This window comes from Streptomyces sp. NBC_00385, from assembly GCF_035917155.1.
GTDB classification, from domain to species: Bacteria; Actinomycetota; Actinomycetes; order Streptomycetales; family Streptomycetaceae; genus Streptomyces; species Streptomyces poriferorum.
This window is the reverse complement of sequence record NZ_CP107951.1, coordinates 1302735-1324835: the sequence shown is the minus strand read 5'-3', so window position 1 is coordinate 1324835 and position 22101 is coordinate 1302735. Positions and strand designations below refer to the sequence as shown.

General features: G+C 73.8%; 17 protein-coding genes. 5 read left to right on the top strand and 12 right to left on the bottom strand.

Features of this window, described 5'->3' with window-relative positions:
* Positions 1-184: 184 nt before the first annotated feature.
* Entirely contained in the window at positions 185-1822 is a 1638-nt protein-coding gene (locus OG959_RS05755; protein ID WP_326657030.1) for an acyl-CoA dehydrogenase family protein, read from the bottom strand.
* Positions 1823-1896: 74 nt separating this feature from the next.
* Between OG959_RS05755 and OG959_RS05750 the strand changes: the two genes are divergently transcribed.
* Together OG959_RS05750 and OG959_RS05745 are read left to right on the top strand one after the other, a co-directional pair.
* Positions 1897-3006 carry a YihY/virulence factor BrkB family protein gene (locus tag OG959_RS05750; RefSeq protein ID WP_326666234.1) on the top strand — a complete coding sequence of 370 codons (1110 nt, stop codon included), beginning with the start codon at positions 1897-1899 and terminating at the stop codon, positions 3004-3006.
* 185 nt (positions 3007-3191) lie between these two features.
* Positions 3192-3890, top strand: coding sequence for a helix-turn-helix domain-containing protein (locus tag OG959_RS05745; protein WP_326657029.1), 699 nt, complete (start codon positions 3192-3194; stop codon positions 3888-3890).
* On the opposite strand, the gene OG959_RS05740 is transcribed toward OG959_RS05745, so the two are convergent.
* The 5 genes from OG959_RS05740 to OG959_RS05720 form a co-directional block, all read right to left on the bottom strand.
* Positions 3887-8647, bottom strand: coding sequence for a hypothetical protein (locus tag OG959_RS05740; protein ID WP_326657027.1), 4761 nt, complete (start codon positions 8645-8647; stop codon positions 3887-3889). The two genes, OG959_RS05745 and OG959_RS05740, sit on opposite strands and share 4 nt — an antisense overlap.
* Before the next feature lie 105 nt (positions 8648-8752).
* On the bottom strand, positions 8753-9148 hold the full coding sequence (locus OG959_RS05735) for a VOC family protein (RefSeq protein WP_326657026.1): 396 nt from the start codon (positions 9146-9148) through the stop codon (positions 8753-8755).
* A 69-nt stretch (positions 9149-9217) separates the two neighbouring features.
* Positions 9218-10783, bottom strand: coding sequence for a 3-hydroxyacyl-CoA dehydrogenase (locus OG959_RS05730; RefSeq protein ID WP_326657025.1), 1566 nt, complete (start codon positions 10781-10783; stop codon positions 9218-9220).
* Between the two features lie 52 nt (positions 10784-10835).
* Entirely contained in the window at positions 10836-11612 is a 777-nt protein-coding gene (locus OG959_RS05725; protein ID WP_326657024.1) for a CoA-transferase subunit beta, read from the bottom strand.
* 47 nt (positions 11613-11659) lie between these two features.
* On the bottom strand, positions 11660-12577 hold the full coding sequence (locus OG959_RS05720; protein ID WP_326666232.1) for a CoA transferase subunit A: 918 nt from the start codon (positions 12575-12577) through the stop codon (positions 11660-11662).
* Positions 12578-12734: 157 nt separating this feature from the next.
* On the opposite strand from OG959_RS05720, the gene OG959_RS05715 reads away from it, so the two are divergent.
* Together OG959_RS05715 and OG959_RS05710 are read left to right on the top strand one after the other, a co-directional pair.
* Positions 12735-13637: a LysR family transcriptional regulator gene (locus OG959_RS05715; protein ID WP_326666230.1), complete on the top strand. Its 903-nt coding sequence runs from the start codon at positions 12735-12737 to the stop codon at positions 13635-13637.
* Between the two features lie 132 nt (positions 13638-13769).
* On the top strand, positions 13770-14996 hold the full coding sequence (locus OG959_RS05710; protein WP_326657023.1) for an acetyl-CoA C-acetyltransferase: 1227 nt from the start codon (positions 13770-13772) through the stop codon (positions 14994-14996).
* Between the two features lie 127 nt (positions 14997-15123).
* Here the strand turns inward: OG959_RS05710 and OG959_RS05705 are convergent, their stop codons facing one another.
* The 5 genes from OG959_RS05705 to OG959_RS05685 form a co-directional block, all read right to left on the bottom strand.
* On the bottom strand, positions 15124-15870 hold the full coding sequence (locus OG959_RS05705) for an SAM-dependent methyltransferase (RefSeq protein WP_326657021.1): 747 nt from the start codon (positions 15868-15870) through the stop codon (positions 15124-15126).
* A gap of 45 nt (positions 15871-15915) precedes the next feature.
* Positions 15916-17382 carry a sialate:H+ symport family MFS transporter gene (locus OG959_RS05700; RefSeq protein ID WP_326657020.1) on the bottom strand — a complete coding sequence of 489 codons (1467 nt, stop codon included), beginning with the start codon at positions 17380-17382 and terminating at the stop codon, positions 15916-15918.
* Between the two features lie 64 nt (positions 17383-17446).
* The gene (locus OG959_RS05695) at positions 17447-18127 is read right to left on the bottom strand and encodes an N-acetylmannosamine-6-phosphate 2-epimerase (RefSeq protein ID WP_326657019.1); all 681 of its coding nucleotides are present in this window, start codon (positions 18125-18127) and stop codon (positions 17447-17449) included.
* Positions 18124-19089: an ROK family protein gene (locus OG959_RS05690; RefSeq protein WP_326657018.1), complete on the bottom strand. Its 966-nt coding sequence runs from the start codon at positions 19087-19089 to the stop codon at positions 18124-18126. The genes OG959_RS05695 and OG959_RS05690 overlap by 4 nt, the downstream gene beginning before the upstream one ends.
* Entirely contained in the window at positions 19086-20045 is a 960-nt protein-coding gene (locus tag OG959_RS05685) for a dihydrodipicolinate synthase family protein (protein WP_326657017.1), read from the bottom strand. Before OG959_RS05685 ends, OG959_RS05690 begins: the two co-directional genes overlap by 4 nt.
* A gap of 150 nt (positions 20046-20195) precedes the next feature.
* Between OG959_RS05685 and OG959_RS05680 the strand changes: the two genes are divergently transcribed.
* A complete protein-coding gene (locus OG959_RS05680) occupies positions 20196-20891 on the top strand; it encodes a FadR/GntR family transcriptional regulator (RefSeq protein ID WP_326657016.1) in 696 nt (231 codons plus the stop codon).
* A gap of 31 nt (positions 20892-20922) precedes the next feature.
* Here the strand turns inward: OG959_RS05680 and OG959_RS05675 are convergent, their stop codons facing one another.
* The gene (locus tag OG959_RS05675; protein ID WP_326666227.1) at positions 20923-22101 is read right to left on the bottom strand and encodes an FAD-dependent monooxygenase; all 1179 of its coding nucleotides are present in this window, start codon (positions 22099-22101) and stop codon (positions 20923-20925) included.

Here is a 22101-nt window from a genome sequence, read left to right as displayed (position 1 = left end):
GTTCCCTGTGTCGCAACTCCACACAATGGTTGCAACCCTCTGCAACTCTGGCGAGGGCCCCCCTGCCGTACGAGAGTGGCGGTACACCGCACGGTGGGGTTTCGGCCCCGAAGTCCGGTGTGTACAGCATGGGGGGTGGTGCCGTGTCGGCGCAGCACCACCCCCTGTTGCTGCCCCGCCCGGATCAGCGCTCCACGGGCCGGGCCCGTTCCACGACCGACGCCAGGTCCAGGGTGTGCGGCAGCGTTCCGAACGCCGAACCCCACTCCCCGCCCAGACGTGACGCGCAGAACGCGTCGGCGACCTCCGACGGGGCCCAGCGCACCAGCAGCGAACCCTGCAGCACCAGCGCCATCCGCTCCACGAGCCGGCGGGCCCGCGCCTCGATGCCCTGCAGATCGGCGAGCTCGGTGAGCAGGTCCCTGATCGCCCGGTCGAGCCGGTGGTCGGCGCCCCGCGCCCGCCCGACCTCCTGGAGGAACGCGTTCAGCGCCAGCGGCTCACGCTGCAGCGCACGCAGCACATCCAGCGCCTGTACGTTCCCCGAGCCCTCCCAGATCGAGTTGAGCGGCGCCTCGCGCAGCAGCCGGGGCATCCCCGACTCCTCCACGTAGCCGTTGCCGCCCAGGCACTCCAGCGCCTCCGCGACCAGCGGGGCGCACCGCTTCGTCACCCAGTACTTCGCCGCCGGCACCGCGATGCGCAGGAACGCCGACTCGCTCTCGGTCCCGGCGTCGTACGCCGCCGCGAGACGCATCGCCAGCACCGTCGCCGCCTCCGACTCCAGCGCCAGATCGGCCAGCACATTACGCATCAGCGGCTTGTCGACCAGCAGCCCGCCGAACGCGCTGCGGTACGTGGAGTGGTGGACCGCCTGCGCCACAGCCTGCCGCATCAGCGCCGCGGAACCGGTCACACAGTCCAGCCGGGTCGCCGCCACCATGTCGATGATGGTGCGCACCCCGCGCCCCTCCTCACCGATCCGGCGCACCCACGTACCGTCGAACTCGACCTCGGCCGAGGCGTTGGACCGGTTGCCCAGCTTGTCCTTGAGCCGCTGGATCGCGAACACGTTGCGCGTGCCGTCGGGCAGCACCCGGGGCAGCAGGAAACACGTCAGGCCGCCGGGGGCCTGCGCCAGCACCAGGAACCCGTCGGACATCGGAGCCGAGCAGAACCACTTGTGCCCGGTGAGCAGGTACTCCCCCTCACCGGACAGGGGCTCGGCGCGCGTCGTGTTGGACCGCACGTCCGTGCCGCCCTGCTTCTCCGTCATGCCCATCCCGAGGAGCGCCCCGGCCTTCTGCCCGGCCGGCCGCAGCTCCTCCTCGTACACACGCGAGGTCAGCAGCGGCTCCCACTCCGCCGCCACCGCCGGATCGGTCCGCAGCGCGGGCACCGCCGCGTGCGTCATGGAGAGCGGGCAGCCGTGCCCCGCCTCGGCCTGCGTCCACACCAGGAAGCCGGCGGTCCGGCGCACATGCCCGCCCGGCCGGTCCCAGGCGTCGGTCAGACCGGCGGTGACGGCGTGGCCGAGCAGCCGGTGCCAGGCCGGATGGAACTCCACCTCGTCGACGCGGTTCCCGTAGCGGTCATGGGTGCGCAGCCTCGGCGGATTCTCGTTGGCCTGTGCCCCCCACTCCGCTGCCTGGGCGGATCCGGCGGACCTGCCGAGCTCGGCGAGACCGCCGCGCGCATCGTCGAGCAGGTCGGCCGGGAGGTGCCGTTCCACGGCTTCGGTGAGGACCCGGTCCGCGCCGAAGACGTCGTAGCCGAGGAGGGGAGGGGCCTGGTTGGACACTGTGTGGGTGGTGGCTGCCATGCCGATACGGTAAGGACGTGCAGGCAGCAAATGAAACACCCGAGCGGCCACCGGGCCGGCTCCACCGGGCCAGAGTGCTCTACCGCAACGTGTCCAAGCGGCAACTGGCCTGGCAGTTGCTGAAGGACACCGTCAACTCGTGCATGGAGTACCGCATTCTGGGACTCGCCGCCGAGGCGGCGTTCTTCACCCTGCTGTCCCTGCCCCCGCTGCTCCTCGGACTCATCGGCCTGCTCGGGTACGTCGACGAGTGGACCAGCACCGCGACGGTCGCCTCCATCGAGCGCAACATCCTGAGCGCCGCCCATACGGTGCTGTCCGAGCGCGGTGTCAACGACTTCGCGAAACCGCTCCTGGCGGACGTCACCACCGGGGCCCGGCCCGATGTCATCTCGATCGGCTTCGCGATCGCCCTCTGGTCCGGCTCCCGCGCGGTCAACGTGTTCATCGACACGATCACCGTCATGTACGGGCTCGACGGCCAGCGCGGCATCGTCAAGACCCGGATGCTCGCCTTCCTGCTGTACGTGGTGGCGCTGCTGCTGGGTGCGGTCGTGCTGCCGCTTCTGGTGGTCGGTCCCGACCGGGTCGTGGAGTTGATCCCCTGGGGCACCGAGGTCATAAGCGTCCTGTACTGGCCGCTGGTGATACTGCTGTCCATCGCCTTCCTGACGACGCTCTACCACGTGTCCGTCCCCGTCCGCTCGCCGTGGATCGAGGACATGCCGGGCGCCCTGATGGCACTGGCGATGTGGGTGCTCGGCAGCTTCCTGCTGCGGATCTACCTCACCAGCACGGTCGAGGGGCCCACGATCTACGGGTCCCTGGCCGCCCCCATCGCGGTCCTGCTGTGGATCGGCATCTCCGCGTTCGCGGTGCTGGTGGGCGCTGCGGTCAACGCGGCCATCGACCGGGTGTGGCCCTCGGTGGCGACGGCGGCGGCCCGTGCGGCCAACGACCGGGTGCGCGCGGCCCAGGCCGCCGAGTTCGTGGCCCGTACCCAGGCGGAGAGCCGGTACGGGGACTGGGACGACGAAGGGGACGGGGACGACGGAGACAGCCCGTACATGCCGTCCGAGTTCCCCGAGCGCTGGTCGCGGTTCCTGCCGCCGGACGACGTGAAGTCGCGGCTGCAGCCGAGCCGCGAGAAGGAAGCGGACAAGCCGGAGCCGCACGGCGAGTGAGCTGCGGTACGGCGGCTGCGGGCGAGGGGGCGGGGGAGCCTCGGCGGACGACCCCGGCGACCACGACAGCTTGACCGTCGGACAGCCCTCCAGGGGCTCTTCGCGATCACGCCCCGGCCTCGGCGGTGATCTTCACCCCGAACCCGGACCCGGACCCCACCCCGTCGGTCGACGACACTGGTGCCATGAGCGACCGTTACGAAGAGCGCGTGTCACGGGTGGACGGTGCGAAGGTCTGGACCCTGACCGTGCCGCGGGGATCGTCCCACCCGGTGCTCCCCGACGGCTGCATGGACCTGCTCCGGATCGGCGGCAGGCTCCTCGTCGCGGGCCCGGACACCCGTGCGGAAGCCCCCTCCGGAGCGGACGGCGGCAGCTACGCGGGCATCCGCTTCGCCCCCGGCACGGCGCCCGCCCTGCTGGGCGTGGAGGCGCACGAACTGCGGGACCGCCGCGTCGCCCTGGCCGACCTGTGGCCGTCGGCCCTGGTCCGGGAGCTCACCGAGCGGGTCGCCTGCGCCGCCGATCCGGCCGCCGCGCTGGAGGACATCGCCGTGCGCCGGGCCGCGGCCACCCGGCCGCCGGACCCGGCGATGCGGGCCGTCGCCGCGCAACTGGACAGCGGCCGCACCGTCGCGCAGACCGCGCGGACGGTGGGCCTCGGCGCCCGTCAGCTCCACCGCCGCTCGCTGGCCGCCTTCGGCTACGGCCCCAAGACGCTCGCCCGGGTCCTGCGGCTGCAGCGGGCACTGGCACTCGTCCGGACGGGGACGCCGTACGCCGAGGCCGCGCTCCTGGCGGGATGCGCCGACCAGGCACACCTCGCCCGGGAGATGCGCGAACTGGGCGGCACCACCCTGACCGAGTACTTCGCCGGGTCTTAGCGCCTGTCACCGCCGCGCTCGCCCGCCGTCCGCGCCCAGGCGTCCTCGAACATCTCGTGCAGGGGCGCCGTCGGCAGGATCCGGCCGAACGGGGCGTGGATCTCGCTGCCCCACAGCGGACGTACCCGGTACGGCGCCAGCTTCGCGGTCTCCAACGGCAGATGCGGGGCCTTGAGACCGGACCACTCCCCGGGCAGGAAGAGGGTCCGGCCCGCCCTGGCCCGCTTCGCCTCCACCACCGCACCCGTGGCGAGCAGCTCCGCCCGGGCCCCGGCGTGCCGCTTCGCCGTCCAGCCGTTCCACCGCCGCACGTTCCGGTCCGTGGGCGTGGCCAGGGCCGCCAGCTGGAGGTACAGCGCCGCGGCGTCCGGGCCGACGCCGAGTCCGCCGGCGGCCCGTGCGACCAGTTCCGGGCAGGACTGCCCCGGATCCGCCTCGTACGCCCCGGCCGGCACCGCTCCGGAGCGTGACCTGGTCATCATCCGGTCCAGGCCGCCGCCGGCCAGCAGGGGTGCCACCCGGTCCAGTTCCCCGGCCAGGTCGGTGACCTCCCGAACCCGCTGCCACACCCCGGGGGCGGCGACCGCCGCGGGCCGGATGAAGGACGCACCGCCCGGCGCGCACACGACCAGGGGCCCGGAGTCGTACGCGGTCACCGGAACCTCGCCCGTCTCCTTGCGGCGGTCCATCGCCACCGGCAGCCGCTCCGGTCCGAACCGTTCGGCGATCCGTGCCGAGGTGTCCTTGACCCGCCCGCCGGGCAGCGCCAGCAGGAGTTCCGGACGCGACAACTCGGCCCGCAGCCGCTCGTACAGGGCCATCGCGCCGGCCACCGCGGGATCGCCGACGGGACGGTCCGTCCACGCCCACACCAGCGCACGCGCGATCCGGCCGAGCGGCAGACCCACCGGGGTGCCGTAGGGCAGCCCGGACCCGGCCGGCTCCACGGCGCGGACCTCCACACCGATGCCGTACGGGGTCGCCGCCAGCTCCCAGCCGGCCGTCTCCACGGTCGCGTCGGCGGCGGCCCCGTACCCGCCCGCGAGCCGGCGGGCCCACACGTCGCCGAGCCCCAGGTCCGCCTCCAGCGCGTCGGCCGCCTCGTCGTGCACGACGGGCTGCGTACCGACGAGCTCCCGCCACATCGCGGCCATCCGTTCCACCGCAGCCTCGACGCCGCCCGGCTGCCACAGCCCGGCCGGGTCGTCGGGCAGCGCGGCGGCCAGGACGGCGCGGCGGCCGGCCTCGCCGAGCCGCGCACGCAGTCCGTCGTACGACTCGGCCGTCATCGGGGTCGCCCGGTACGGGGCCTTGCGCACCAGGGCACGGTCCTCGTCGCGGCCGGACCGGCCGACCAGTCCGGCCACCACGAGCCGGGCCACGGCCCGGCGTACACCGGTCAGCTCGGCGAAGCGCGCGGCGGCCGACTCCGGGACCGCGACCGGCCCGTGCGCGTCCACCGCCGCGACCAGGGCCCGCAGCCGGGCGGCATCGTCACGCTCCACCCGGACCTGCCGTACCCGCGTGCCGGGCACCGGGCCGTCGTCCGGGTCGTCGGCGGCGGCGGGCGTCACGAACCAGCACGGGGAGTCCCCGCCCCGCACCGCGGCGGACACCACGGCCGTCCCCCGCGCACGCAGCCCCTCCAGGGCCTGTGCGTCCGGCGCGCCGCCCACCCACCACCGGCTGCCCGCACGGGCGAACGGCTGGCCGGCCCAGGTGTCCAGGAGCGCCAGCAAAGCCGCCCGTTCCCGGTCCGGGGTCGGCGCCACCGCCGCCCGCCACGCCGCGGCGTCGATCGCGCCCAGCAGCTGAGACCAGTCGTGCGGGGGCGCCGGCGGAGAGAGTCGCCGTACCTCCTCCGCGATCGTCCCGGCCAGGCAGGCGCCGTCGGCGGCGAGCGCGGTCAGCGTCGCAGGAAGGGCCACCTCCGGGGCCGGCTGCCTTCCGGCGCGCTCCCCGTCCGCGACCAGCCCGTACAGCGCGGGCAGCAACTCCGTGTCGAGGGCGCCCCGGCGCGGCAGCGCCGGCGGCGCCCCGGCGAGCAGACCGACGCGCCGGTGCAGGGCTCGTCGCCGCTCCTCGACGCGGGCGGCCCGTTGGGCCACCGCCACGACGGCCTCGGCCAGTACCGGGTCGGTGATCTCCGGCAGCTCCCGGGCCACCGCCGCGCGCACCGCTTTAGTGCCGCCGGGCGCGGCCGCCAGCAGGGTGTCCGCCGTCTGCCGTCCCACGGCCCGCAACGCGCGGGACCCGGCACGGTCCCGGGTCCGCAGCAGATACCAGAAGGCGGGCGGCAGGGCCACGCCGCCCGAAACGGTGACCTCCCGGGCCGGCTTCACCCGCGGGTGCCGCGGCGAACGGTGACCGTCCAGCTCCCACAGCAAGGAGCCGTCGGCGGTGTACGCGCGCACCCCCGTCGGGGTCTTCGCCTCGGCGAGGACCACATCCTCCACCGCGCCCTCCGGGGCCGCCCACAGGCCCCAGGGCTCCTGTCCCGGCCGGTCGATGTCGAACCGGGCGGTGCGCCCGTCCACACTCTCCACGAGGAAGTGGTCGGGCGCGTGGGCGCGGTGGCGGGTGCGGAACAGCACCCGGGTTCCGACCAGCCCGTCCCTGCTGCCCAGCGGGGAGCCGGTCAGGCCGGTGGGCAGCGGCGCCAGTTGCAGGGCCTCCGAGGCCAGGGCCATGCCCGCCTCGGAGGGGTCCGCCGCAGGGTCGTCACCCGGGGCGCGGCCCGGGAACCCCGGCAGGGCCGTCGCCCCTCGCGGCTCCCCGCCGACCGGGTCCACGACCTCCCACGGCCGCCCCCCGAACACGGCGTTGGTCCAGATCCGGGAGCCGTCCCCCAGCTGCAACTCGTCCCGGTCGATGCCTTCCCGGCCGCCGGGGCGCAGCACCTGCCGGCCGCCGTGCCGCCCGCCCCCGTCGGCGGTCTCGAACTGGAAGCCGTAGGCGCCGTCCAGACTGCCGCCGAACGGGACCAGACCCCCCACCTCGTCCGGTGCGAACGGCTCGTCGGGGCGGTCGGCCCAGACGGCGGTGTCGCAGTGGTAGGGGCTCGCCGCGAGGGTCCAGCTCACCAGGAACGAACCGCCCACGTAGTGGACGGCGAAGATGGTCGCGTCCTCGGGCACCGTGAACCGGCAGGATCCGCGCACCCCGTCCGGGGCCACGGCGACCGCCCGGCCCCGCCCGAACACCGTCAGCACCGGCCAGGTGGACGTCACACCGGCCACCCCCGGCAGCACCTCGTCCGCCGGCCCGCCGTGAGCGGCGTCCACGGCGAACCGCGCGTACACCGACTCCAGGGCGGGCCAGGCCAGTTCCTCCGGTAGACCGGCCACCAGCGAGCGCCGCAGCGCACCCGCGGCGGACACCCCGGCCAGCGCGCCGGCGATCCCGCCGAGCGCCGCCACCGTCGGCCGGTCCAGCAGGGTCTCCAGCTCGGTCACCGCTTCTTCGGCGCCCGCCGTGCCGCCGCTCCCGATCGTGTCGACGAGCTTGCCTGCCCGCCCGGCCACCTGTTCGGCGATGCCCTCGTTGCCGGGCAGCAGCGTCACCGCCGATCCGGGCCGGCGCTTGCGTGCCAGGAACTGGTCGGGCAGCAGATCCGCGTGCACCGTCCCCTCCAGCCGGGGGCCGAACACCGGATCGGCGGCCAGCGCCGAAAGATCCCGCCGGGACCGCTCGCCCCAGAAGCGCATCCGCAGGTCCGGTCCCGCCGCGACGACGGCGACCCCGGCCGCCAGACAGGCGTCCAGCACGTCCGCGTCGAAGCCCTGGTAGTGGTGCTGGGTGGTGTGCAGGGTCACCGGCGCGCCCGTCGCCCGCAGCCGCGGCCCCAACCGGCCCACCAGATCGAGGAATTCGGGCGGGAGCTGCTGCCTGCCGACCCCGCCGCCGGACTGCTTCGCGTACTGGTACATGTGGACGAAGTGCCCGACCCAGTGGTGCAGCCCGCCGTCCGGGACCAGCTGCCCGGTCTCCATCGTCTCCGCCGCGCCGCAGCCGATCAGCATCCGCAGCCACGCCCCGCCGTCGGTGACCCCGTCCGGAAAGACCTCCACCAGGCCGGCCGCGACGGGGGCCGCCGGAGGGTGGGCGGCCAGGACCGGGCCGGCGGCGGTCAGCAGTGCGTCCGGCACCGACTTCTTCCGGGTGACCGACAGGATCGCGCCGACCAGCCGGGCCGCCTCGTCGTCCCCGTGCCCGGCCGCCTTGGCGGAGGCCCGTATCCGGCGCACCAGATCAGCGGGCAGATCTGCCGGTGAGCGGGCCCAGGCGGTCAGGAACGCGTCCAGCGCCGTGTGGGCCGAGGCAGGCTCCAGGGTCTCGGTGAGGAAGCGCTGATGAGCCCCGAACTCCTTGGCCGGCATGGCTCCGCCCGCGGCGAACAGCAGGGCGTTGGCCCGCCGGTAGCCGGGGTCCACCGGCAGTCCGTGCTCGGCCTCGGCCGCCCGCGCCGCCCCATAGGCCCGCCCGCCGGGCCGGCTCCCGTATCCGAGCAGCCGATGACCCACGGTGTCCCAGAACCACGGCAGATGCGCGGGCGGCAGCCGCCGGGCCCGCGCGGCCATCGAGTCGACGAATCGCCCGGGTTTGGTCCAGGAGCGGTTGAGCTCCGCACCCATGTCCGCGATCACCTCGCGCGCGGCCACGGCCGCGGCCGGATCGTGGGCGGCCGCCCAGTCGGCGTAGGTGGTCGAGACGTGCGTCCCGGCGGTCGGCAGCAGGGTGTCGAGCGAGGCGATCATGCTCCGGATCGTCGCACGGCCCACTGACACCGCAGTGGGAGCCTGTCCGCCGGAGCAATGTGCCTTCCTGCTCCGGCGGTTGCCGGGCGGACCGAGTACCGCGTCTCAGGAGGCGGCCGCGGCGAACAGCGACACCGCGCAGCCGTCCGGGTCCAGGACCACCGCGTACCGCTGTCCCCATTCCGCGTCCCAGGGCTTCAGATGGCCGCGGTATCCGGCGCCGGTCAGCTCGGCGTAGACGGCGTCGACCTCCGCCGGGTCGTCGCAGAGGAACGCGAGCCCGAGCCGTTCGCCGCCGTTCGGGCCGGACCACTCCGGGTCGAAGGAGCGGACGACGTCCTCGGTGTCCCACAGGAGCCGTTGCCCGCCCGGGAGCGTCACTTCGACATGGGGCGCGGATTCCGCGCCGGCGGGGATGTCGAGGCCGAGCCGGCGGTAGAAGGCGAGCGAGGCGGCCAGGTCCGCCGTGACGATGGCGATCGCGTCGAGTCGTGGAGTCATGAACCGACCGTAGGCCGGGGGGCGGTCCCCGGTCTTGAACGAATCGGTCGTGTCACCCGGCCCGCCCCCTCACACCGCGCCCTCCTCGTCGCCGTCCAGGCAGTCCGCCGGCGAGGTGCCCGGGTCCGTCAGCGCCAGGCCCAGCGCCGCGCGTTCGGTGACCCAGCGGGTCGGGCGGTGGCGCGGGTCGCCCGTCGTGGCGTGCAGCGCCCGGTGCAGCTCCAGCATCCGGGCCGCGCCGATCCGGTCGCCCCAGGCCAGCGGGCCCACCGGATAGCCGAGACCGGTCGTCACCGCCAGATCGATGTCGCCCGGTGTCGCCAGCGCGCGTTCCGCGATCGACGCCGAGACCGACACGATCGACGCGAGCAGCCGCTGCGCGACCGAACCCGCAGTGTCCCGGACCACCGACACCGCGAACGGCTCGCCGCCGTCCGAGGCCCGCGCCAGCACCGCGCGGGCATCCCGTGCCGCCGCGGCCTCCACGGCCGGAGTCACGGCCAGCACCCGGCGGCGCCCGGCCGGCGGCAGCGGGTCCACACCGAAGGTGCGCCCCGCGGGCAGCCCGTGCGCGGCCACGGCCGAGGCGACCGTGGTGCCCCAGACCGGAACCAGCACCAGCGCCCCGGCAGGCACTTCGGCGCCGGTCACCACCGTGGCGCCCGCCGCCGACAGAGCCTCCCGGAGGGCCACCGCATGGTCGGTGGCGGGGGACGCGGCGACGACGTGCACCGGCCGGTCCGGGTCGCCGGTGACCGGGGCCTCCGGTACGGGCGCGGCGGCCTCGGTGCCGTACGGGAACCAGCCGCGTCCCGTCTTGCGCCCGTGCAGTCCGGCCGCCACCCGGTTCGGGGTCAGATACGAGGGCCGGAGCCGGTCCTCGTGGCGGAAGCCGTCCCAGATCGAGTCGATGACGGCGGCGGTCACATCGAGTCCGGTCAGGTCCATCAGCTCGAACGGGCCCATACGCAGGCCCAGCACGTCCCGCGCGATGCGGTCGATGCCCGCCGGGTCGGCGACCGTCTCCTCCAGCAGCGCCAGTGCCTCCGTCACCAGCCCGCGCCCGGCATGGTTGACGAGGAAGCCCGGGGTGTCGGCGACCGTGACGGCGCGGTGCCCGCAGCTCTCCACCAGCGCGGTCAGCAGCGGCGGGATCTCGGGTCGCGTCGCGGCACCGGGCACGACCTCGACGATCCGCATCAGCGGGACGGGGTTGAAGAAGTGCAGTCCGGCCAGCCGCGTCGGGTCCTTCAGCTCGGCGGCGATCCGGGTCACCGACAGCGAGGAGGTGTTGGTCGCGAGGACGGCGGAGGCGGGCAGCGCCCGCTCCAGCCTGCCGAAGACCTCCGTCTTGGTGGCCAGGTCCTCCCGCACGGCCTCGATGGCCAGCTCGACGTCCGGTCCCTCGGCCCACGGGTCGTCCAGCGGGACCAGTCGGCCCAGGGCGGCGGTCGCGTCCTCGGCGGTCATCCGGCCCTTCTGCACGGCCCGTTCCAGCATGGACCGTACGAAACCGGCCGCCTCCGCCACCGCCTCCGTCCGCACGTCGCACAGCTCCACGGTGTGTCCGGCCGTGGCCGCCCACTGGGCGATGCCGCGGCCCATGGCTCCGGCGCCGACGATCCTGATACGCATGGTGGTCCTGGTCCTCTCGATGGGGCGGGTAGCGGGCAGCCGGCGGAGCGGCTCAGCGGAGGTACACGCGGCCCGGGTCGACATCCTCGCGCAGCAGCCGCAGTTCCTCCCCGGTCGGGGGCGGCACCTCGTCGACCGTGTCGGCGACCCGCAGCTCCCAGCCGGTCGCGGCCCGCACCTGCTCCACGGTGACCCCGGGCTGGACGGCGACCAGCCGCAGTTCCTCGCCCACGCCCTCGCGGGCCATGATGCCCAGTTCGGTGATGACCCGGGTGACGCCGGCGCCCAGGGGACGGATGCCCTCGGCGAGCGCACGGTCCGGGCCCGGAGTGGTGCAGAAGTCGAGCTCCGCCGGGAAGGAGCGCGGGTGGTGACGGCGCATCACCACGAAGACCTCGCGGGAGTTGGCCATCACCTCGACGCCGCCGCCCGAGCCGGGAAGCCGGACCGATGGGCTGTCCCACGCGCCGATCACCGACGTGTTGAGGTTGCCCCAGCGGTCGATCTGCGCGGCGCCGAGGAAGCCCACGTCGATATGGCCGCCCTGGAGCACACAGCCGAAGAGCATGGGCATCGAGATCACCGCCTCCGCCCCCGTGATCAGGACCGCGTCGGCGATGGTCTCCGGCAGTTGCGCGGGGTGGGCGCCGCAGACCCCTGACTCGTACACCACCTCGATGTCCGGGGCGACCGTCAGATGGGCCAGTTCGGTGGCCAGGGTCGGCAGGCCGATTCCGGCGAACACGGTGCGGCGCGCGGCCAGTTCACGGGAGGCGACGACGGAGAGCAGTTCGGACGACGTGACGGTGTCCGGTGCGGCGTGGGTCATGGGCCGTTCCTTCCCGTGTTCCGTGGCGGTGGTTCCTCCGGAGGCGCTCACAGTCGGCGCCCGTAGTCGACCGGCTCGCTGAGCGCCTCGCCCACCGCGAGCCCCGCCCAGAACTCCTCGCCGAGCCGGTCGACGTACTCCGCATGGTCCGCCGTGCCGCGCACCCACTCGTCCAGCCAGTCCTGGAGCCGTTGCGGGTCCTTGCTGATGTGCGACCAGGCCCGGTAGAAGGCGTTGTCCCGGTCGTAGTAGCCCTGTGCGAACGAGGGATGGGCCCCGCGCGGGCAGCGGACCACGGCGTCGACGGCGTGCGCGGGGACGAGCGTGCGGTTGGGATCCGAGCGGATCACCTCGTCTTCGACGATCTCCTCCACGACGACGATCGCCCTGTCCGCCGCGTACACCGCCTCGGCCTGGACGCCCGTCAGCCCCCAGATCTGGGTGTTGCCCCGGCGGTCGGCGCGCTGGGCGTGGATGATCGTCACATCCGGGTTGACGGGCGGTACGACGTAGATCTGCTCGGGCTCGCCGTCCGGGCCGGGATACGGCGAAGTGACCTTGCGCAGATCACTGTTGACGGACGGGAGATCGCTGCCGCCGTAGGAGCGCAGCGGGTAGAACGGCAGTCGCTGCGAGCCGGCGAGGTAGCGGCAGATCATGCCGTAGTGGCTGTACTCCTCGAAGGCGAGGGGCGCCGGGTCCGCGCTCTCCACCCGCCTGCGGAGCTCACCGAGCGATCCTGCCGAGGAGTTGCCCACGAACGAGGAGACCAGCCGGGTCACACAGCCCGCGGCGATCATCTGGTCCACGACGATGTCCGCGGTCATCCGTACGACGGTGAGGTCGCGGCGGCCCTGACGGATGATCTCGTGACCCGCGGCGGTCGGGATGAGATGTGTGAAGCCTTCGAGGCAGACGGTGGCGCCGTCATGGACGAAGGCGGCGATCGCCGCCTTCATCGACATCGACTTGTCTGTCCGGTCCGTCGGGGCCACGGTGCTCCTCTGCGTGTGCGGGCGCGCGCGTCGACCCACGGTGCCAGCGGTCATTGATCGGTGTCCAATACCGAATTAAGCTCGGATCAAGACGAATGAGTAATCAATGGGGCCGAGGGGGGCGGGCGTGGAACTGCGCCATCTGTTCGCGTTCGTCGCCGTGGCCGAGGAACTGCATTTCGGCCGGGCCGCCAAGCGGCTGCAGATGGCCCAGCCTCCGCTGAGCCAGCAGATCCGTCAGCTGGAGAAGGAACTGGGCGTCCAGCTCTTCGAGCGCAACACCCGCTCGGTGCGGCTGACCAGCGCGGGGGAGTCCTTTCTTCAGCCGGTGCGGACCGTGATCGAGGACCTCGACACCGCCGTACGGGCCGCGAAGGCGGCCGGCCGCGGCGAGTACGGGCGGGTCAGCATCGGCTTCGCGGGAGCCTCCAGCCACGAGACGCTGCCCCGGCTGACCCGGGCGGTACGCGCGGCCCATCCCGCGATCGAGCTCGTGATGACCGGCCAGACCTACGCCAACGTCGCGCTCGCCCGCGTCGCGGACGGCTCGCTGGACCTGGGGTTCGTACGGCTGCCGGTGACGCAGCCGGGCGTGACCTTCCGGGTGATCGACGAGGAGGAGCTGGTGTGCGCGCTGCCCTCCGACCATCCGCTCGCCGCCCGGGAGAGTGTTCCGCTGGAGGTGCTGGCCGGGGAGCCGTTCGTCTCGTTCCCCGCGAACACCGGCTCCACCGTGCGGGACGCGATGGTCGGGGCCTGCGAGGCCGCCGGGTTCAACCCGCGGGTGGTGCAGGAGGCCCCCGACTCGTACACGATCCTGGCGCTGGTCGCCGCGGGCGTCGGAGTGACCCTTACCGTTACCTCCGTCCAGCACATCCAGCAGAGCGGCCTCGTCTACCGGCCCCTCGCCGGACCACCGATCAGACGGCAGGCGGCCCTGGCCTGGCGGGCGGACAACCCCTCGGCCGCCCTGCGCGCGGTGCTCGCCGTGGCGGAGGACGCGCTGCCCACCCCTCGCCCGGCCGATTGAGACGCACGGCGTCTTGAATCAGGGGGAACTGGATATTGGACCGACTCAGTCGAGGGTGCGAGGGTCGTGTCAGACCTTTGTCTTCTTCCGCCCCGCTCCCGGACTCTGTCCCGCTCCCGGAAAGGCCCCGCTGTGCCCGACCCGAACGATGTCGTGATCTGCGAACCGCTGCGTACCCCCATCGGCCGCTTCGGCGGGGCGTTCGCCGGGCAGACGCCCGCCGCCCTCGCCGCCCGCGTCATCGCCGAGGTCATCGCCCGCACGGGGATCGATCCCGACCGGGTCGACGAGGTGATCCTCGGACATGCCTACCCCTCCTCCGACGCCCCCGCCATCGGCCGGGTCGCGGCTCTGGACGCCGGGCTCCCGCAGACCGTCACCGGCCTCCAGACCGACCGCCGCTGCGGCTCCGGGCTCCAGGCCGTCCTCGACGCGGCGATGCAGATCAGGGCAGGGTTCAGCGACGTGGTGATCGCCGGCGGCGTCGACGTGATGAGCGCCGCTCCCTACTACACGCACGACGGCCGCTGGGGCATCAAGGGCCCCGGCCTCCAGCTCCACGACTCGCTGGCCCGCGGCCGGGTCACCGCGGGCGGCGTCAACCACCCGGTGCCCGGCGGCATGATCGAGACGGCGGAGAACCTCCGCCGCACGTACGGCATCAGCCGCGCCGACCAGGACGCGCTGGCCCTGCGCTCGCAGCAGCGCGCCGGTCGGGCCATGGCCGAGGGCCGGTACGAGGCGGAGACCGTCCCCGTCACCGTGAAGACCCGCAAGGGCGAGACGGTCGTCACCGCCGACGAACACCCCCGCCCCGACACCACCGCCGAACAGCTCGCCGGGCTCCGCCCGATCCTGGGCAAGTCCGACCCGGAGGCCACGGTCACCGCGGGCAACGCCAGCGGCCAGAACGACGCGGCGGCGGCCTGCCTGGTGACGAGCGCGGCCACCGCGGAGCGGCTGGGCCTCACCCCGCTGGTCCGGCTGGTGTCGTTCGCGCGCGCGGGCGTGCCCGCCGCCACCATGGGCATCGGCCCCGTCCCGGCCACCCGCACCGCGCTCGCCCGCGCCGGACTCACGCTGGCCGACCTCGACCTGATCGAGCTCAACGAGGCCTTCGCCGCCCAGGTGCTGGCCTGCACCCGTGAACTGGGCCTCGGTGAGAAGGACCACGAGCAGCGGATCAACGTGAACGGCTCCGGGGTCTCCCTCGGCCATCCCGTCGGCGCCACCGGTGCCCGCATCCTCGCCACCCTCACCAGGGAACTGCACCGCCGCGAGGCCCGCTACGGCCTGGAGACCATGTGCATCGGCGGCGGCCAGGGCCTCGCCGCGGTCTTCGAGCGCCTCGCGGTCTGACAGCTCGAACCTGCCGACGGCCCGGGGCGGCCTGCTCCGCCCCGGGGCCGACGTCCTCCGTGAAGTAGCTGTCGTGCCGGATCCGCTCGAGCTCCTCGCCCCCGCGCTGCGAGACCTCAGCGCGGCATCAGCGCTTCATCAGGGCGAACACGCCCCATCCCAGGTACTCGCGCTGGTAGCGGACGTACCGCGCCGGCCCCGTGGTCAGCTCCTCGCGCATCTCACCGGCCAGCTCGTCGCCGGGGTTCTCGTCGAGCCAGCGGCGGACGCTGAGCCACTGTGCCGCGACGTACCGGTCCCAGCCCTGCTGGTCGGCGAGGACCATCTCGACCACGTCCCAGCCCAGCTCACCGAAGTGTCCGAGCAGTTCCGGCAGGGCGAGGAAGTCCTCCCGGGCCGTCGCGCCACACGCCTCGACGGCCTTCGGGTCCGGCGGCTCCCGGCGCCAGTACGGCTCACCGATCGGCAGCAGGCCCCCCGGCCGCACCGAGCGCTCCAGCAGTCGGACCGTGCCGGCCACGCCGCCGCCGATCCAGGTGGCGCCGACGCACGCGGCCAGGTCGACGGGTTCCGGCGCGACATGGCCGGACGCGTCGCCGTGCACGAAGCCGACCCGGTCCGCCACGCCCAGCTCGGCCGCCCGCTCCCCGGCGGCGGCCAGGAAGGCGGTGCTGATGTCGACGCCGGTCCCGGTCACGCCGTGATCGCGTGCCCAGGTGCACAGCAGCTCGCCGCTGCCGCAGGCGAGGTCGAGGATCCGGGTCCCCGGAGCCAGGCGCAGGGCCCGGCCCAGGGTGGCCAGATCCTCCTCGGTGAACGGGTTGTGAATGCGGTGGCCGCTCTCGCGGATGGTGAAGGCACGGGGAAGGTCCACGCCGGGGAAGCTAGGCCGCCCCGGCGCCCCCGTCCACCGAATTGGCTACCGGTCCATCGGCACCCGCGTGTCGGCCGTCGGTGTCGGCGCCACGGCCGCCAGGTGGTCCCGTTCCGCGTCCGGGTCCGTCAGCCGGTTCAGCCGCGCCGGTACGTCGAAGCCGACCAGTAGCACCACGATCACGGTGCCCGCGAACGTCAGCACCGCCAGAGCCCGGCCCAGGTCCATCCCGGAGGCGAGATGGGCCCCGAGCACCGGGGCGACCGCCCCGCCGAGGGCGCCCACGTTGTAGGTGAAGCCGAGCGCCGCACCCCGGCTCGCGGTCGGGAAGTGACCGCCGATGTAGCGGGGGAGCAGCCCGGAGATGCCGAAGCTCGTCGCCTGGAGCAGGAAGAGCAGGATGCCGAGCAGCATCAGGTTGTCTCGTACCGCGAAGACCGGATAGACGAAGGCGAGCGAGGCCAGCAGCGTCAGCGCGTACGCCTTCTTCGTGCCGAGCCGGTCGCCGAGGAAGCCCGCGACCCAGCAGCCCACCATGGTGCCGAAGCCCGCGAAGTACAGCACGTCGGTGACCTGGTCCGTGGTGTAACCCAGTTCCGTCTTCAGGTACGTGGGCAGGAGGGCCTGGATCGGCCAGGAGTACAGGAACGCGAAGAACAGCGTCACGATCATCGACAGGTACAGCACCCAGCCGCGCCTGCCGCCCAGCTGCACGGCGAACGCGGCGAGCGAGAGACCGGCGATCACGGAGAGCACCGGGACCAGGCCGGCCCCGCCCGGGGTGAAGACGAGGAACAGCGAGACCGTGGCGACGACGACGAGGACCGTGTTGGCGGTGGCCCGGGCCCGGGTCAGGAACAGCGGCCGGAACGGATTGGGCTTCGCGCCCTTGTCCGCGACGGACTCCGTCCACTCCTCCGCCTCCGGCAGCGCGCGCCGCATCCACAGCGCGATGGCGATCGGGACGAGGCCCAGATAGAACATCCAGCGCCAGCCGAGCGAGGGGACGACCCAGTTGTAGACCTGGGCGGCGAGCACCGAGCCGACCGAGAAGCCGGAGATCAGGAAGCCGCTGGCCCGGTTGCGCAGGCCGGCGGGCCAGCTCTCCATGACGTACGTGGAGCTGGCGCTGTACTCACCGGCCATGCCCATGCCGATGGCCAGCCGGGCGGCGAACAGACTGGTGTAGTTCCATGCGAACCCGCAGGCGAAGGTGCCCACCGAGTACAGCAGGATGCTGAGCACCATGGAGAGCTTGCGGCCGTAGCGGTCGCCGATGGCGCCGAGCACGGCGCCGCCCAGCCAGCGGGTGATGAACGCACCGGAGATCAGGCTGGCCGCCTGCACCGTGCTCAGGCCGAACTCGTCACTGATCTCGGTCAGGACGAGGGTGATCAGCACGAAGTCGAAGCCGTCGAGGACATAGCCGATCCAGGCGGCGAAGAACGACTTCCACTGGGTGCGGCTGACCTGGCGGTACCAGGGGAGCGTGGGGGGTGTCGAGGTCTGCACGGTGACTCCAGGGTGCGGGACGGTGCCCGGTCAGTTGAACAGCCGTCCCGCGTGTGGGGACAGGTCAGGGCCGGGTGATGCCTGCCACGAAGCGGGCGGTCAGAGCCGTGGGAGCGGTGATGGCGGTGCCGACGACGACGCTGTGGGCGCCGCGTGCCAGGGCCTCGGCCGCTTCCTCGGGGGTGTTGATACGGCCTTCGGCGACCACCGGGACGTCGATGGCGGCGGACAGGGCCGCGACGAGATCGAGGTCGGGGCCGGTCTGTTTCGGTGTCCCGGGGACGTAGCCGGACAGGGTCGTGGAGACGAAGTCCGCCCCCAGCTCCGCTGCCGTGACGCCCTCGGCGAGGGTGGACACATCGGCCATCACGAGCGCGCCTGCCGTGTGGACCGCCTCGACGAGTTCGGCGAACGTCGAGCCGTCGGGGCGCGGCCGGTCGGTGGCGTCCGCGGCGACCACGGCGGCGCCCGCCCCGGCCACCGCCAGGGCGTGCCGGACGGTGGGGGTGATGAAGACCCCGGTGTCGCCGTCCTTCCACAGACCGATGACCGGCAGGTCGACGACGGCGGTGATCGCGCCGACGACCTCCGGATCGTTGGCCCGGATCGCGGCGCCGCCACCGGCGACGGCCGACAGCGCGAGCCGCACCAGGGTGGAGGTCTCCCGCATCGGGTCGCCGGGGGGTGCCTGGCAGGACACGATCAGCTTGCCCTGGAGGGTGGTGGCCAGTTCCTGCGCGGTCATCGGAGAGCTCCCGGGTGGTGGAGGGGAAGGGTGGTGGTGAGGGAGGCCGCGCCGAGCACGGCCGCGTCGTGGCCGAGCAGCGGAGGCTGCGGGACGAGCCCCCGCAGCGGCCCCATCAGCTCCGCGGCGAACGCGGCGCGCAGGGCATCCTCGTGGAGCGCGCCGATCCGGGGGACCCCGCCGCCGATCACGACCCGGTCGGGGCCGAACGCGTTGGCGAGCCCGCCGAGTACATGGCCGGCGGCGGCCGCACCGGTGGTGATGGCGGTGACGGCGTGGGCGTCGCCCTGCGCGGCGCGCGCGGCGACGGTTTCCAGGCGGTCCACGGGGGCGCCGGTCAGCCGCGCGTAGTGGGCGGCGATCCCGGGCCCGGAGGAGATGACCTCCAGGTGGCCGGTGGCGCCACAGGTACAGGGCAGGCCGGCCGCCTCGGGGCAGGGCACATGGCCCAGGTGCCCGGCGATGCCGGCCGACCCGTGCAGCATCCGTCCGTCGGCGGCGACGGCGCCGCCGACCCCGGTGCCGATGGCGGCGAAGAGCAGCGATCCGTGGCCCTCCGTCTCCGCGTTCAGCGCGGCGAGCTCCGGACCGGCGGTCGCGCGCACGTCGTTGTCGCAGGCGACCGCATACCCCGTGCGGTTGGCGAGCCCGACGCCCAGCGGGGTGCCGGCCCAGCCGCGGATGGAGTCGGTGGCGCTGGTGACCATGCCGGTACGGGGGTCGATGACCCCGGCCGCCGCGATGCCGAGCACCGACGCGCTGCGGGCGGGGTCGACCTCGGCGGCGGCCGCGGCGAGTGCGTCGAGCACCGCCGCGGCGCCTTCCCGGGCCGGGGTGGGCCTGCTGTGCCGGGCCAGGACCGTGCCGTCCGCGGCGAGGAGTGCGGCGGCGATCTTCGTGCCGCCGAGGTCGAGGCCGACGACGGGCCCTGCGGCCGGTGCCGGCTGTGCCGAGGAGGTCATCGGACGGGCGGCAGACCGGCGTCGCGCAGCCGTCCGGAGACGAGCGCGACGGATTCGGCGGACAGCTGGATCTGCGGGAACGCGGTGTCGCCGCACTCGATGATGCCGAGCAGCCGGAGCGCCGACTTGAACGAGCCGAGCGCCGAGGAGCTGCGGCCCATGTCCGCCTCGGGGCCGACGTCGACCATGGCGAACAACGCGATCAGCCGCTCCTGCTCCTTGGCGGCCAGCGTCCAGTCGCCCGCCCGCGCGGCCTCGTAGAGCCGTACGTAACCGGCCGGGTCCACGTTGCCGATGCCCGGGACGACACCGTCGGCGCCGGCGAGCAGGGCCGCGTCGACGGTCAGCTCGGAGCCGGTGAGGATGCTGAAGTCCGGGACGGGGCCGCTTCCGCGGCCCTCGCGGCCACCGAGCTCGACGACGAGCCGGCGCAGGCCGCCCTCGTCGCCGCTGCTGTCCTTGAGCCCGGCCAGGGTGCCGTCCTCGGCGAGTTCGCGGACCAGTGCGGCGGACAGCTTGCTGTGCACGGCGACCGGGATGTCGTACGCGAACAGCGGCAGGTCCACTTCGGCGCGCAGCCGGCGGAAGTGCCCGGCGATCTCCTTGGCGTGGGTGCGGGTGTAGAACGGCGCGGTCGCGACCAGCGCGTCGGCGCCCAGGGCGGCGGCGGACTTGGCATGCTCGATGACCCGGGCCGTGGTGGTGTCGATGACGCCGGCGAGGACGGGGACGCGGCCGTCGGTCGCGTTGACGACGGTCTCCAGGACAGTGGCGCGCTGTTCGTCGGTGAGGTAGGCGACCTCGCTGGTGGACCCGAGCGCGAAGAGTCCGTGCACGCCCCCGCCGATGAGGTGCTCGACGAGGCGGACGAGCGACGTGGTGTCGATCTCCCCGCGGGAGTCGAGCGGGGTGCAGACCGGCGGGACGACGCCGCGCAACGGTGCGGTCAGAGACATGGTGAAGGCTCCAGCTGATCGGGACAACGATCCGCGGCCTGAGTGGCTACCCGGATCGAGACGTGAGACGTAAGATGTCCTATGTCTGACTCACCTTAAACAGATGCTCCTGGGAATGGTCAAGGGGCAACGGCACCTCGGGAGGACGTTGTGGCGCGGCCCACCATGGCTCAGGACATCGAGCGCCGGATCAAGGAGCTGATCCTGGAAAGACGGCTCGCGCCGGGCGACGCACTGCCCACGGAGTCCGAACTGATGGACCTCTTCGAGGCCGGCCGGGTCTCGGTGCGCGAGGCGCTCAAGTCGCTCCAGGCGGTCAACGTCGTGGAGATCCGCCGGGGTTACGGCACCTTCGTCGGCTCGCTCTCCCTGTCGCCGTTCGCCGAGGGCCTCGCCTTCCGCGCGGCCGTCCGTCACCGCCAGGGCGAACCCGGGCTCGCCGAGCTGATGAAGGTGCGCGAGGCGTTGGAGGCGGGGCTCGTCGGGACGGTGGCGGCCGGCGTCCCGGCCGAGGACCTCGACGTCCTGCGCGCCCTGGTCGCGAAGATGGAGGAGGAGGCGGGTACGGGCCGCGTGGCGCGCTCCACCGACCGGGCGTTCCACCTCGCGCTCTACGCCTCGCTGGACAACCACCTGCTCAGTGAGGTGCTCGACGCGTTCTGGGCGGCCATGGACCGGGTCCGCGAGGACTTCGACGACGGCCATCAGGACCCGTCGGTCACCTGTGCCCAGCACCGCGAGATCGTCGAGGCGGTCGCCGCGGCCGACGGCGTACGGGCGGTACGGGCGATGCGGACGCACTTCGACGGCATCCGCGACCGCCTGGAACCGGCCCCGGTCCGGTGACCGGGGCGCGCCCGCCCGGTACGCCCGGCGCCTACCGCTGGACGCTGCCGTACAGATAACTGCCGGCTCCGTCCAGCGTGGCCCGGCTCCACTCCGCGACCTCCGTGGGGCCCATCGCCGCCCAGTCAGGGGTCCGTTCGACCATCGCGTGCCCCAGTCTCCGGCCCAGGGCGACCAGGCGGGCGCCCTCGTCCGACCGCTCGTCGGCGTACCGCGCAAGCGCCTCGGCTGCCGACGACGAGGCGCGCAGGACCCGTTCCAGGCAGAGCGCGTCCTGCAGCGCCTTGGTCGCGCCGCTCGCGGTGTGCGGCCGGGTGATGCTCGCCGCGTCGCCCGCCAGCAGGAACGGGGGCTCCGCGACCCGGGGCACATGGAAGTCGGCCACGTCGTGGCACGCCAGGGAGGTGTGCGCACCCCGGCCCACGATCTCGGCCCAGCCCGCCGGGAAGTGCTCCTCGGCGACGCGCCGAACGTACTCCTCGCGCCCGCCGGTCCACGACGGCGGGGGAGGGGGGCCGTAGATGGCGTAGGCCAGCAGTCCGGCCCTCTCGACCGGCCCCGGAATCCGGTAGAACACGCCGTGCCCGCCCCGGAATCCCAACGTGATCCAGGCAGTCCGCACCAGTTCCAGCTCGCGCGGGTGTGCGGTGAGCCGGCCGAGCGGCAGGGTGCCGCGCCACACCACGTACCCCGCCGGAACCGGTCGCACCTGCGGGGCGAGGGCCGCCCGGGTGACGGACCGCGGCCCGTCCGCCCCGACGACGATGTCGTACCGCTCCGCCGACTCCGCCGTACGGATCACCGCGCCGCCCGCCGGATGGCGCAGCACCTCCGTGACGGGGCGGCCCCGGTGATACGTCACCCCCTCGGCGTTCGCACGCAGCGTGCGCCACAGCAGGCCCCAGTGACAGGGCGTCACCGCCGCCTCCTGGCACGCCAGTTCACGCGCGTAGGGCTGCCCCGGCTCCCGGGTGAGCCAGACGCGCGAAGGCACCGGGGCCGTCGGCATGGCGGGGTCCAGATAGCCGGCCGCGACCAGCTCCGCGTGGAGCGGTGGCGGGACGACGATGCCGAAACCCCGGTCCTCCAGCGCCCCTTCGCTGCGCTCGTACACCGTGACCTCGGCCCCGGCCCTGACCCCGGCGATCGCCATCGCGCAGCCGGCGACGCTCCCGCCGACCACTCCGATGCGTAATCCGGCTCCCGCCAT